General features: G+C 54.2%; 12 protein-coding genes. 6 read left to right on the top strand and 6 right to left on the bottom strand.

The features are described from left to right. Nucleotides 1-81 precede the first annotated feature (81 nt). Genes OGW16_RS08500 through OGW16_RS08475 form a run of 6 tightly spaced genes read left to right on the top strand, consistent with a single transcriptional unit; the run spans nt 82 to nt 6,134 of the window. A complete protein-coding gene (locus OGW16_RS08500) occupies nt 82-1,245 on the top strand; it encodes a YhfX family PLP-dependent enzyme (RefSeq protein WP_043018564.1) in 1,164 nt (387 codons plus the stop codon). After that, nucleotides 1,245-2,471 carry a phosphopentomutase gene (locus OGW16_RS08495; RefSeq protein ID WP_286518272.1) on the top strand — a complete coding sequence of 409 codons (1,227 nt, stop codon included), beginning with the start codon at nt 1,245-1,247 and terminating at the stop codon, nt 2,469-2,471. The genes OGW16_RS08500 and OGW16_RS08495 overlap by 1 nt, the downstream gene beginning before the upstream one ends. Continuing rightward, a complete protein-coding gene (locus OGW16_RS08490; RefSeq protein WP_043018562.1) occupies nt 2,468-3,346 on the top strand; it encodes a phosphotriesterase-related protein in 879 nt (292 codons plus the stop codon). The genes OGW16_RS08495 and OGW16_RS08490 overlap by 4 nt, the downstream gene beginning before the upstream one ends. A gap of 10 nt (nt 3,347-3,356) precedes the next feature. After that, nucleotides 3,357-3,710 carry a DUF2620 domain-containing protein gene (locus tag OGW16_RS08485; protein ID WP_087051954.1) on the top strand — a complete coding sequence of 118 codons (354 nt, stop codon included), beginning with the start codon at nt 3,357-3,359 and terminating at the stop codon, nt 3,708-3,710. A gap of 11 nt (nt 3,711-3,721) precedes the next feature. Next, nucleotides 3,722-5,026: a YhfT family protein gene (locus OGW16_RS08480; protein ID WP_075145553.1), complete on the top strand. Its 1,305-nt coding sequence runs from the start codon at nt 3,722-3,724 to the stop codon at nt 5,024-5,026. Between the two features lie 13 nt (nt 5,027-5,039). Then, nucleotides 5,040-6,134, top strand: coding sequence for an aminotransferase class I/II-fold pyridoxal phosphate-dependent enzyme (locus tag OGW16_RS08475; protein WP_286518269.1), 1,095 nt, complete (start codon nt 5,040-5,042; stop codon nt 6,132-6,134). 68 nt (nt 6,135-6,202) lie between these two features. Here OGW16_RS08475 and OGW16_RS08470 read toward each other — a convergent pair whose 3' ends face one another. The 6 genes from OGW16_RS08470 to tsgA form a co-directional block, all read right to left on the bottom strand. Beyond that, nucleotides 6,203-6,373 (bottom strand): YhfL family protein, encoded by a 171-nt coding sequence (locus OGW16_RS08470; protein ID WP_003827690.1) that lies wholly within the window; start codon nt 6,371-6,373, stop codon nt 6,203-6,205. Between the two features lie 269 nt (nt 6,374-6,642). Then, a complete protein-coding gene (gene cysG, locus OGW16_RS08465; protein ID WP_043018559.1) occupies nt 6,643-8,016 on the bottom strand; it encodes a siroheme synthase CysG in 1,374 nt (457 codons plus the stop codon). Between the two features lie 11 nt (nt 8,017-8,027). Then, the gene (nirC, locus tag OGW16_RS08460; protein WP_043018835.1) at nt 8,028-8,837 is read right to left on the bottom strand and encodes a nitrite transporter NirC; all 810 of its coding nucleotides are present in this window, start codon (nt 8,835-8,837) and stop codon (nt 8,028-8,030) included. 183 nt (nt 8,838-9,020) lie between these two features. Beyond that, nucleotides 9,021-9,347, bottom strand: coding sequence for a nitrite reductase small subunit NirD (gene nirD / locus OGW16_RS08455; protein ID WP_199995016.1), 327 nt, complete (start codon nt 9,345-9,347; stop codon nt 9,021-9,023). Further along, nucleotides 9,344-11,887 carry an NADPH-nitrite reductase large subunit gene (gene nirB, locus OGW16_RS08450; protein WP_043018557.1) on the bottom strand — a complete coding sequence of 848 codons (2,544 nt, stop codon included), beginning with the start codon at nt 11,885-11,887 and terminating at the stop codon, nt 9,344-9,346. Before nirB ends, nirD begins: the two co-directional genes overlap by 4 nt. A gap of 271 nt (nt 11,888-12,158) precedes the next feature. Further along, nucleotides 12,159-13,340, bottom strand: a complete 1,182-nt coding sequence (gene tsgA / locus OGW16_RS08445; RefSeq protein WP_043018556.1) for an MFS transporter TsgA — start codon at nt 13,338-13,340, stop codon at nt 12,159-12,161. Nucleotides 13,341-13,423: the final 83 nt, after the last annotated feature.

Genomic DNA, 13,423 nt, shown 5'->3' with positions numbered 1-13,423 from the left:
ATCAATGGGCAATTAGCTTATTGCACCCTAAATATTCAAAAAAATGAATATTTAACTGAAGGATTAGAACGAGGCAGAGAAATGTTTATAGATGCATTGAAACGCCAGAACCCCGCACTTATCTCGGCCGCTATCGCGTTGTGGCAGCAAGGGAAGATCGCGCCTGACAGTTGGGTCATTGATGTTGATCAGGTCATTGAGAATGGCAAACGCCTGCTGGATGTCGCCAGGCAACATGGCATCTCGCTATATCTGATGACCAAACAGGTAGGACGTAACCCGTGGCTGGCAGAGAAGCTGTTACAGCTTGGCTATGAAGGCATCGTGGTTGTCGATTACAAGGAGAGCCGCGTCATGCGCCGCGCCGGGTTACCGGTTGCGCATCAGGGACATCTGGTGCAGATCCCGTCGCGGCTGGTCAATGAGGCAGTGGCGCAAGGCACTGAGGTCATCACATTGTTCTCGCTGGAGAAAGCGCGCGAAGTTTCGGCTGCGGCGGTGAAGGCCGGCTGTGAACAGAACGTGATGCTGAAGGTGTATGACAAGGATGATTTTCTCTATCCGGGGCAGGAAAGCGGATTTCCGCTGAAGTATCTGACGGATGTGGTCAATGAAATCCGCAGCCTGCCGGGCCTGTGTCTGTGCGGGTTAACCCATTTCCCCTGCCTGTTATGGGATGAAAAATCAGCGCAGACGATGCCGACGCCTAATCTGCACACGCTGGTGAGCGCCCGACGTCAGTTGGCGGAAGCCGGGATTGCCATTGAGCAGCTTAATGCGCCGTCAGCCAGCAGTTGTTCATCGTTACCCCTGCTGGCGGAATATGGCGTCACCCATGCCGAGCCGGGTCATGCGCTGACCGGCACCATTCCTTGTAACCAAAAAGGCGACCAGCCGGAACGCATTGCGATGCTGTGGTTAAGCGAGGTTTCACACACGTTTCGTGGGGACAGTTATTGCTATGGCGGGGGCTATTACCGTCGTGGTCACGCGCAAAACGCGCTGGTCTTTACGCCGGAAAATGACGCCCCAATAACCGCAAAGCTTAAACCCGTCGACGACAGCAGCATTGACTACTACCTGCCTGTAGCCGGCGAATTTCCGGTGAGTAGCGCGGTGATCTTCTGTTTTCGCACCCAGATCTTCGTGACGCGTAGCGACGTGGTGCTGGTGTCGGGCATTCAGCGCGGCGCGGCTGAAATCGTCGCGCGTTACGACAGTCTCGGCAATATTCTGGAGGACTAATGGCTCGATTCGTCGTGTTGGTGATCGACAGTTTTGGTGTTGGCGCAATGAAAGACGTCACGCTGGTCAGGCCGCAGGATGCGGGAGCGAATACCTGCGGCCATATCCTGGGCGAACTCCCGCAGTTACGGTTGCCAACGCTGGAAAAGTTGGGGCTGATTAACGCTCTGGGCTTTGCGCCTGGCGTGATGAAACCTTCAGCATCGGCGGTTTGGGGCGTTGCAGAGCTGCAGCATGAAGGGGGAGATACCTTTATGGGCCATCAGGAGATTTTAGGCACACGACCTCAGGCTCCGCTGCGGATGCCATTTAGCGACGTCATCAATGGCGTTGAGCAAGCGCTGAAAGCCGCGGGCTGGCAGGTGGAACGCCGCGGCGGCGATCTGGCGTTTCTTTGGGTCAACAATGCGGTCGCAGTGGGCGATAACCTCGAAGCGGATTTAGGTCAGGTCTACAACATTACCGCCAATCTTGCCGTTATCCCATTTGATGAGGTGCTAAAAATAGGCCGTGTGGTGCGTGAGCAGGTTCAGGTCGGGCGCGTGATCGCGTTTGGCGGTCAGCTTAAAGACAGCCAGCGCATTCTGGATGCAGCCGAGACCAAAGAAGGACGCTTTATCGGCATTAACGCTCCACGTTCCGGCGCCTATGAAAATGGCTTCCAGGTCAGGCATATGGGTTTTGGCGTAGATGAGCAGGTACAGGTGCCGCAAAAACTGCATGACGCCGGAATCCCTACCGTGCTGGTCGGTAAAGTGGCGGACATCGTTGCCAATCCGCACGGGCGCAGCTGGCAAAACCTGGTGGATAGCCAGCAGATCATGGATATCACGCTTAACGAATTTAACGCTGAGCCGACGGTATTTATCTGTACCAACATTCAGGAAACCGATCTTGCCGGGCACGCTGAAGACGTAGCGCGGTATGCCGAACGGTTGCAGCTTGTCGATCTTAATCTTTCACGCCTTTTGGCCGCTATGGATCCAAGTGACTGTCTGATGGTCATGGCCGATCACGGCAACGATCCGACCATCGGTCACAGCCATCATACCCGGGAAGTTGTGCCGGTACTGGTGTATCAACAGGGGCTGGAGCCTGCGCAATTAGGCATCCGGGCGACGTTATCCGATGTTGGCGCGACGGTGTGTGAATTTTTCGGCGCGGCGGCGCCACAAAATGGCTGCTCTTTTCTCTCGGCATTGCGCCTTACAGGAGACACCTTATGAACTTTGATCCGACGGGCTATACCTGGGTCCACGAACATCTGCATATCGATCTCTCTGGGTTCAAAAATAACCTCGACTGCCGGTTAGATCAGTACGATCTGATTTGTCAGGAGATGAAGGATCTCCGGGCGTCAGGCGTCAGCAATATTATTGAGATGACCAACCGCTATATGGGGCGTAATCCACAATTCATGCTCGACCTGATGCGCGATACCGGTATCAACGTCATGGCCTGCACTGGCTATTACCAGGATGCGTTTTTCCCTGAACATGTCGCGGCTCGCAGCGTGGAACAGCTCGCGCAGGAGATGGTCGATGAGATAGTCATCGGTATTGATGGTACTGAATTGAAGGCCGGAATTATTGCGGAAATTGGCTCCAGCGAAGGGGTGATTACGCCGCTTGAAGAGAAGGTGTTTATTGCCGCGGCGCGGGCGCACATCGAAACCGGACGTCCCATCTCCACCCACACCTCGTTTAGTACCATGGGCCTGGAACAGCTGGTGTTGCTGCAGGCGCACGGCGTTGACCTTTCTCGCGTAACCGTTGGTCACTGCGACCTGAAAGATAATCTCGACAATATCTTACGCATGATCGATCTCGGCGCGTATGTGCAGTTCGATACCATCGGTAAAAACAACTATTACCCGGACGAGAAACGCATTGGCATGCTCCATGCGCTGCGCAATCGCGGGCTGCTTGATCGCGTGATGCTTTCCATGGACATTACCCGCCGCTCGCATTTAAAAGCCAATGGCGGCAATGGCTACGACTATCTGTTAACCACTTTTATCCCACAGTTGCGCCAGTCAGGATTCAGCCAGGCCGATGTGGACACGATGTTACGTGATAACCCCTCAAAATTTTTCCAATAAGGACAGAATCATGAAAAAGATTGGCGTTGCTGGCTTACAGCGTGAGCAGATTAAAAAGACCATTGAAACCGCAGCTCCGGGTTGCTTTGAAGTATCCATTCATAACGACATGGAAGCGGCGATGAAAGTGAAATCCGGACTGCTGGATTACTACATCGGCGCTTGTAACACCGGCGCGGGCGCGGCGCTGTCGATTGCCATCGCGGTGATTGGCTACAACAAAAGCTGCACTATCGCCAGGCCGGGTATTAAGGCGAAAGACGAACATATCGCAAAAATGGTTGCGGAAGGGAAAGTGGCTTTTGGTCTCTCCGTCGAACATGTTGAACATGCGATTCCGATGCTGGTTAACCATTTGAAATAAAAGGCATGACTATGGATCTGTATATTCAGATTGTGGTGGTGGCCTGCCTGACCGGCATGACGTCACTTCTGGCACATCGCTCGGCGGCCGTCTTTCATGACGGTATCCGCCCTATTCTGCCGCAGCTGATCGAGGGGTACATGAATCGCCGTGAGGCGGGGAGTATCGCGTTTGGTCTGAGTATCGGCTTTGTGGCGTCGGTGGGGATCTCATTTACCCTGAAAACCGGCTTGCTCAACGCCTGGCTGCTGTTCCTGCCGACGGATATTCTCGGCGTGCTGGCGATGAACAGCCTGCTGGCGTTCGGTCTGGGCGCTATCTGGGGCGTATTGATTCTGACCTGCCTGCTGCCGGTGAACCATCTGCTCACGGCGCTGCCGGTTGATGTACTGGGTAGCCTCGGTGAACTGAGTTCTCCGGTGGTTTCCGCATTCGCACTCTTCCCGCTGGTGGCGATTTTCTATCAGTTTGGCTGGAAGCACAGCATTATCGCGGCGGTGGTGGTACTGATGACCCGCGTGGTGGTGGTGCGTTACTTCCCACACCTGAACCCGGAATCAATTGAGATTTTTGTGGGGATGATGATGCTGCTGGCGATCGCCATTACGCATGATATTCGCCACCGCGGCGATGACGAGATGGATGCCAGCGGGCTATCGGTCTTTGAAGAACGAACCTCGCGGATTATTAAAAACCTGCCGTATATCGCCATTGTCGGCGCGTTGATTGCCGCCGTCGCCAGTATGAAGATTTTCGCTGGCAGCGAGGTTTCAATTTTTACGCTGGAAAAAGCGTATTCGGCTGGGATTTCGCCGGAGCAGTCGCAGACGCTGGTGAACCAGGCGGCCCTGGCGGAGTTTATGCGCGGGCTGGGTTTTGTACCGATGATTGCGACAACCGCGCTGGCGACGGGCGTGTATGCGGTAGCGGGTTTTACCTTCGTGTTCTCCGTAGGTTATCTGGCGCCGAACCCGTGGATAGCGGCAATCCTTGGCGCTATCGTGATTTCAGCGGAAGTGTTGCTGCTGCGCTCTATTGGCAAATGGCTGGGGCGTTATCCGTCAGTGCGTAACGCATCGGACAATATTCGTAATGCGATGAATATGCTGATGGAAATGGCGCTGCTGGTAGGCTCGATTTTTGCCGCCATCAAGATGGCAGGCTATACCGGTTTCTCAATTGCGGTAGCGATTTACTTCCTCAACGAATCGATAGGGCGTCCGGTTCAGAAGATGGCGGCTCCAGTCGTAGCGGTAATGATCACCGGTATTGTGCTGAATATTCTCTACTGGTTTGGTCTGTTTGTTCCGGCTTGAGGAGGCGTAAAACATGAAGACGTTCCCTCTGCAAAGCCTGACGCTTGCGCAGGCACAGCAAAAGCAGTTTGCGCTGGTGGATACGCTTTGCCGTCACTTTCCTGGCGCTGATTTTCTGGCCGGTGGTGATATAGGGCTGGCCCCGGGGCTGAATCAGCCTCGGGTGACGCAACGCGTGGAAAAGGTGCTGGCCGAGGCGTTTCACGCTGAGGCCGCAGCGTTGGTTCAGGGCGCAGGCACCGGGGCTATTCGCGCCGGGCTGGCTGCGCTGCTCAAACCCGGCCAGCGGCTGTTAGTTCACGATGCGCCTGTGTATCCTACAACCCAGGTGCTCGTCGAGCAGATGGGCATTACCCTGGTGAGGGCGGATTTTAACTGCCTCCCGGCAATCACCCAGGCGATTACGCAGCATCGTCTTGACGCCGCGCTGGTGCAGCATACGCGTCAGCAACCGCAGGATTGTTACGTGTTAGCCGAGGTGCTGGCGGAAATCGCGCGGTGCGGCGTACCGACGTTAACCGATGACAACTACGCGGTGATGAAAGTTGACGGTATTGGCTGTGAATTTGGGGCGACGCTGTCTACTTTTTCGTGCTTTAAACTCTTCGGCCCGGAGGGCGTCGGGGCGGTGGTCGGCAAGGCGGAGGCTATCGCGAAAATCCGCGCGACGCTTTATTCCGGCGGCAGCCAGATTCAGGGGGCGCAGGCGCTGGAGGTGCTTCGTGGTCTGGTTTTCGCGCCGGTGATGCATGCGGTACAGGCTGGCGTTGCTGAACGGTTGCTGACGATGCTTAATAGCGGAGCGCTACCCGAGGTGAAAAAGGCCGCCATCGCCAATGCCCAGTCGAAGGTGCTGATCGTGGAGTTTCATCAGCCGATTGCCGCCCGCGTGCTGAAAGCGGCGCAAGAGAGAGGCGCGCTGCCATACCCGGTGGGAGCTGAGTCGAAGTATGAGATCCCTCCGCTGTTCTATCGCCTTTCGGGGACGTTTCGCGAAGCGAATCCGTTGCTGGGTGATTATGCGATTCGTATTAATCCAAACCGAAGTGGAGAACAGACCGTGCTACGTATTCTGCGCGAGAGCGTGAGTGCGATAACATGTGAATGAGCATCTAATCTATAAATGCAAAAAACCGGGAAATTCCCGGTTTTTTTGTATCTGCGCAATCGCTTTTATTACTGGTTTGCAGCCGGACCACAGCCACCAATAATTTTAGAAATTGAAATCGCTGGATGCAGGAAGTAATCGTAGCTGCAGTTATTTTTTGTATTTTCGATATGGCCAGTACACGCGGTCAGCGTAGCCAGAACACCAGCAACGAGGGTGATTTTTGCAAATTTCAGCATGTTAAAATCCTTGTAAGATATCTATTTTTAAATGGATGAAATCCATTTCTCGGCGGTTAGGATATCAACTAAAATAAACTTTAAGTAGTCCGGATAAGGACATGATAAGCTTTATATAATTAATGAATTAGATTGCTGGATGCTTATATTTTAATTAATGATTAATAGTCGGATTATTGAGGAGAGTATATAGCGCGGTTCGTTTTTTATTTATTTCTGCTGGGGGATAAATAGATGCCCTGAATATCAGGGCATCTTCAGAAACTAGATTAATGGTTCGAGAACCAGTTCAGCTTATCGCGAAGGCCTACCACACGACCGACGATAATCAGCGCCGGGCTTTCAACCTGCTGCGCCAGTTCGCCGAGCTGCGTCAGTACCCCGTTGACGACGCGTTGCTTCACAGAAGTACCGTTTTCTACCAAAGCGACAGTCATATCGGGCTGCATACCAAATTCGATCAGTTTTTCCTGAATGGTGGCCGCCTGGTTCAGACCCATGTAGAACACCAGCGTCTGTTTCTCTGCCGCCAGGTTTTCCCAGTCCAGCTCTCCGCCGGTTTTCAGGTGTCCGGTAACCAGACGTACGCTCTGGGCGTAATCACGATGGGTCAGCGGAATGCCGGAATAGGCGGAACACCCGGAAGCAGCGGTAATACCCGGCACAACGGAGAATGGAATACCGGCGTGGCACAGGGTTTCCAGCTCTTCGCCGCCGCGGCCAAAGATGAACGGATCGCCACCTTTCAGTCTCACGACGCGTTTACCCTGTTGCGCTTCACGCAGCAGGATCTGGTTAATCTCTTCCTGCGGTACGCAGTGGTAGCCCGCGCGTTTACCGACGAATACCCGGTCCGCATCGCGGCGTACAAGGTTCATGATGTCGTCGGACACCAGACGGTCATAGACCACGACATCTGCTTGCTGGATCTGCTGTAGTCCTTTCAACGTCAGCAGTCCGGCATCGCCAGGACCGGCGCCAACCAGCACCACTTCCCCGCGATGATCCAACGGTTCGCTAAGCAACTGCTCGGTGGTTTCCTCGACGGCTTTCTGGTCACTGTTCGCCAGCGACTGCGCCAGGCGGTCATTCACGAACAATTTTTCCCAGAAGCGACGACGCTCTCCCATGCTGGCAAACTGTTGCTTCACTCGGGAACGCAACTTGCCGGCATACTGCGCGACCTGGCCCAGATGCTGAGGCAATACGGATTCAAGTCTTTCACGCAGTAGACGGGCAAGCACCGGCGATGTCCCGCCGGAGGAGACCGCCACCATCAGCGGCGAGCGGTCGATAATGGAGGGCATGATAAAACTGGCTGCTTTTGGCGCATCGACCACGTTGCAGAAAATACGGCGTGATTCTGCGGCGGTACTGACGCTTTGGTTGACGGTATCGTCATCGGTGGCGGCGATAGCCAGCCAGCAGGCGTCGAGCAGAGACTCATCGAATGGCCCTTCAACCAGCGTCAGCATGCCTTCATCTGCCCATACTTTGAACTGCGGAATAAACGCCAGCGCATTAACCGTTAAACGTGCGCCCGCTTCCAGCAGTAACCGCGCTTTGCGTTCTGCGACATCACCACCGCCGACGATCAAGCAGTCGCGGTCACGTAGTTGACAAAATATAGGCAAATGATCCACGACATTACCCCTTAATTATTGGCAGCAGCCTCTGGCTGGTTGATTTTTGCCGGAACAGGACGCTCCGATTTTGGCGTAGCATACCAATAACCCAATCCCATGAATACGACACCGGACAAAGTATTACCGAGTGTCACCCACAGCAGGTTATGACCAATTCCTGACAGGGTATACGCTTCGCTGTGGTGACCGAACCAGGAGAGGGCAAACAGCGTCATGTTGGCAACCGAGTGCTCGTAGCCGGAAGCAATAAACGCCAGCAGACACCACCAGATAGCGAGGAATTTTGCCGCGCCTTCGGTACGGATTGCCATCCAGATTGCCAGACAAACCAACCAGTTACACAGCGCGCCTTTAAAGAACAGCACCGTTGCAGGCGCGGTCGTTTTCGCCAGCGCAACCGAATGGACGATGCTGGTATCAACCGGCAGCAGGCTGCCGCCGCCCCAGCTGTAAAGCAGGGCGACAAACACGGAGCCGACCAGGTTACCCAGCCAGGTTTGCGGCAGGATAGCCCACATCTGGCCGTGGCTGATGGTACCCGCTTTGACGCCGAGCGTCAGGAACATGGTGTGACCGGTAAACAATTCCGAACCGGCGATAATGACCAGCGTTAAAGCGATGCCAAAGGTTGCCCCCATCACCAGAGGACGTACGGACGGGTCGAGTAGATTGCCGAGGGTGAAAATAAGGATGATGCCGAGACCGACGTAGGCCCCTGCCATTGCCGAACTGACCCAGAATCCGAGCGGGTTATTAGCCGACAGGCGTGCGATGCGCGCAGCGTTAGCCGCACACTTATTGATAGTGTCAGTAAACATTTGATTATCCTTGAAGTACAAAAAATAAAAAAAATCGTAACCGTAGGCCGGATAAGGCATTTATGCCGCCATCCGGCAATGTGCTTTTGCAATTGCCTGATGGCGCTACGCTTATCAGGCCTACCAATAAAAGACCTGCAAATACGTCAAAAAAGGGGAGGCGTTGCGCCTCCCTAAAATTTATTAACCGCGCAACTGCACCACGCCGTCTTTCACTCGCGCTTCGTAATGTTTCACGGAGAACTGTTCGTCTTCCATGCACAGACCGTCGCTTAAACGAAAGCGCTGTTTTTTCAGCGGGCTGGCGACCCACAACTCGCCCTGATGTTCAGCAATCAGCCCACGAGAAAGTACGCTGGACTCAAAGAACGGGTCGATGTTGCTGATCGCAAACACCTGGTCGCTGTGATACGGGCGGAAAATCGCAACTTGCTCACTACCTAACAGGGCGCAGACGCCTGTTGCAGGCAGAATGTCATCGATTTTGCAGATGTTTTGCCACTGGCTCATGCGTTTTCCTCCACCAGAGTCACCGGAATACGCTCATAAGGCGTGGCCGGACGATGTTGTTCACGTTCAGGCACAACCTGGACATTTGGATCGCGTTTTTCGCTGTTGATAAAGTGTTTGAAGCGAACCTGCGCGGATGGGGTGTTAACCGTTTCTGTCCATTCGCAGACCACCGCTTCACGCAGACGGGTCATCTCTTCTTCCAGGTGCTGGTTCAGACCCAGCTTGTCGTCGATGATGACAGATTTCAGATACTCGATACCGCCTTCCAGATTGTCTAACCACGGTGCGGTACGGGTCAGTTTGTCGGCGGTACGGATGTAGAACATCATGAAACGGTCAAGGTACTTGAGCAGCGTGTCGCGATCGATATCCGCCGCCAGCAGATCCGCATGACGAGGTTTCATCCCGCCGTTACCGCAAACGTACAGGTTCCAGCCTTTCTCTGTGGCGATGATACCCACGTCTTTACCCTGTGCTTCGGCACATTCACGGGTACAGCCGGAGACGCCGAATTTCATTTTGTGCGGGGTACGAATGCCTTTGTAGCGATTTTCCAGTTCTACGCCGAAGCCGACGCTATCGCCGACGCCGTAACGGCACCAGGTGCTGCCCACGCAGGTTTTTGCCATACGCAACGCTTTGGCGTACGCGTGGCCGGTTTCGAAGCCCGCTTCAATCAGCTGACGCCAGATTTCCGGCAGGTCGTCTTTTTGCGCGCCGAACAGGCCGATACGCTGAGAACCGGTGATTTTGGTGTACAGGTTAAATTCACGCGCGATACGGCCCACGGCCACCAGCCCTTCAGGGGTAATCTCACCACCCGCAGAGCGCGGGATCACGGAGTAGGTACCGTCTTTCTGGATGTTCGCCAGGAAGTTGTCGTTGGTGTCCTGCAGAGGCGTGTGCTGCGGTTTGAGAATGTACTCATTCCAGCAGGAAGCCAGCAGAGAACCGACGGTCGGCTTACACACTTCACAGCCGTAGCCTTTCCCGTGTTTTGCCAGCAACTCTTCGAAGGTTTTGATGCCTTCTACGCGGATGAGATGGAACAGTTCCTGACGTGAGTACGGGAAGTGTTCGCACAGGTTGTTGTTAACTTCGATACCCTGTTTCGCCAGTTCGGCGTTCAGGACCTGCGTTACCAGCGGGATACACCCGCCACAGCCGGTACCGGCTTTGGTTTCAGCTTTCAGCGCTGCAACGGTGTGGCAGCCTTTGTTGATAGCGGCAATCAGCATGCCTTTGGTGACATCGAAGCAGGAGCAAATCTGCGCGCTGTCCGGCAGTTTATCGACACCGATAGACGGCTTACCGCTACCCGCGTGTGCTGGCAGAATCAGTGAATCCGGGTTTTCCGGCAGTTCGATGGCGTTCAGCACCAGCTGCAGCAGGTTGCCGTAATCGCTGGTGTCGCCGACTAAAACTGCGCCGAGCAGGGTTTTGTTATCTTCGCTAACGATCAGGCGTTTGTAGACTTCTTTGCTTTCGTCGAGATAGACGTAGCTACGGGCACCCGGCGTACGCGCATGTGCGTCGCCAATCCCGCCGACGTCAACGCCGAGCAGCTTCAGCTTGGCGCTCAGATCCGCGCCTTCAAAGGCGTTTTCGGTTTCGAGAATATGGTCAACGGCAACCTGCGCCATTTTGTAGCCTGGAGCGACCAGACCATACACGCGGTTGTTCCAGCTGGCGCATTCGCCGATGGCATAGATATCCGGGTCAGAAGTCTGGCAGGTGTCGTTAATCACGATACCACCGCGCGGAGCGACGTCCAGGCCGCATTGGGTGGCCAGTTTGTCGCGTGGACGAATACCGGTAGAGAAGACGATGAAATCGACTTCCAGTTCGCTACCGTCGGCAAAACGCATGGTTTTGCGCGCTTCGGTGCCTTCCTGGACGATCTCTTTGGTGTTTTTGCTGGTGTGCACGCGCACGCCCATGCTTTCAATTTTGCGACGTAACTGCTCGCCACCCATATGATCCAGCTGTTCAGCCATCAGCATTGGGGCGAATTCAATCACGTGGGTTTCAACGCCGAGGCTTTTCAGCGCGCCGGCGGCTTCCAGGCCCAGCAGGCCCCCCCCGACGACGGCGCCGCGTTTGCTCCGGCGTGCGCAAGATTCAATGGCGTTGAGGTCTTCGATGGTGCGGTAAACGAAGCAGTCCTGGGTTTCCGAACCTTTAATCGGTGGGATCCACGGGTAAGAGCCCGTCGCCATGATCAACTTATCGTAATAGACCGTGCGACCCGCGCTGGAGTGGATCACTTTCTCCTGGCGGTTGATGGTAATTGCGCGCTCGCCCACTAACACCTTAACGCCGTGCTTCTCGTAGAATCCTTCACGCACCAGAGAAAGCTCTTCGGCGGTGTGGTGGGAGAAGTAGGAGGACAGGTGTACACGGTCGTACGCTTTGCGGGGTTCTTCACAGAAGACGGTAATATCAAAATTGGCAGCGTCGGATTTATCAAGAAGATCCTCAATAAAGCGATGGCCGACCATACCATTACCGATAATAGCGAGTCTGACTTTGCTCATTTTTGCCTCGATTTCTTTTCTATTACTGCCTACCTTAACGATTCAGCAACCCCGCTTATTGATGCAAATCAAATTCGCCTTTATATACTCCTTAAGAGGTATATAACTGATTTGTCAGCATTTTTATAAGTGACGGAATTAACTGACTTTTCGTGTTTGTATAAAAAGCATACAATTTAAGGGGCTTTTGTAAGAATTGGCCTACATGACCAGTGAAAGGCAGAGGGAGTGAGAATGTGCCGGATAGCGCAGATACCATCCGGCAGTGAGATTAATGCGTTGCTGGCACGTTATGTTGGCGATGGCGCGTGACGAACCCAAGGATGAAGCACATCACGAATACTACGGCATACAAGCCGTTGGCCGTCTGTAATGCTGCCAGCGGTCCGCTGTGCGCCACGATAGGGCCGGTTACCACGAAAGTGAGCATAGTACCAATGGTGCCGCAGGTCAGAACGAAGTTAACCAGTTTAGGTGATGCGACCTTCGTCTGCTGGGAGCCGAGAGTAATAATGGTGGTATAAATCGCGCTGGAGAAGAAGCCCAGTGTCAGAATAAACCACGGCATATGCTCCGGCGTACCGGTGATGAACAGATACATCAGGACGGTGGCCAGACCCGCCAGTACGGTCAGGATGCGCTGCAAATCGAAGAAACGCAGGATAAAGCTAAACGCCCACATGCCAACCATGTAAGACATCCAGAAGTCGCTGACCAGTTTACCTGCGTCGTTCAGGCTCATGCCAAGGCTTTTGGCGTATTCCGGCACCCAGGAGATAAAGCCCAACTGACCGAGGATGTAGCACAGTGCGGCGATCGCCAGGAACAGCACGCCAATACCCCATTTTTCTTTCACTACCGGCGCGTCCGGTTGCTGCGCGTGTTTGCCCAGCGCCGGGAATTCGCAGCCGAAGGTCAGCAGGAAAATGGCGACGTATACCAGGCCGATACAGGCATAGACCCAATACCATTCGATGCTGCGCGCTAACAGGAACGCGGCCACCATCGGGAAAATCATGCCAGCCATGCTGAAGAAGGAGTCAGTAAACAGCAGACGAGAACCGCGCTGGCGGCCTTCGTACATCTGAGTCACCAGAAACGTACCAATCGACATGGTGATACCGCTCACCAGACCCAGTACAAACATGGCGGCTGAGAACAAGGCCAGGCTATGGCTGAGCATCAGTCCGGCGACCGCCAGAACCATCAGGATAAAGCCAAAGCGCAATTGGGTTTTCAGGGGCACAATTTCCATCAGCCAGGCATTCAGGAAGATAGAGATCAGAATGCCGGCATTCAGAAAGGTGAAGGTGTTACTCATACTGGAAACGGGCAAATGGAAGTACTCTGCGATGTTTCCCATCACCATCCCGGTGACAATTACCAACGCGCCTGTCAGGGCGTAGGAGAGAAAGCTAATCCATGTGAGCTTGATGCGATTGCTGTTAGTCATGACTGGCCTGTATAGAAGTGGGAGGCGCATTGACTGCGCCGTGAGCGGGCAGATTTTAGGCGTTTTAGTGATGCATTTAAATG

The sequence above is a fragment of the Citrobacter sp. Ce104 genome (assembly GCF_030334595.1).
Taxonomy (GTDB): Bacteria; Pseudomonadota; Gammaproteobacteria; order Enterobacterales; family Enterobacteriaceae; genus Citrobacter; species Citrobacter europaeus.
Note: the sequence above shows the minus strand (reverse complement) of the source record. Positions and strands in the feature narration are given on the sequence as shown.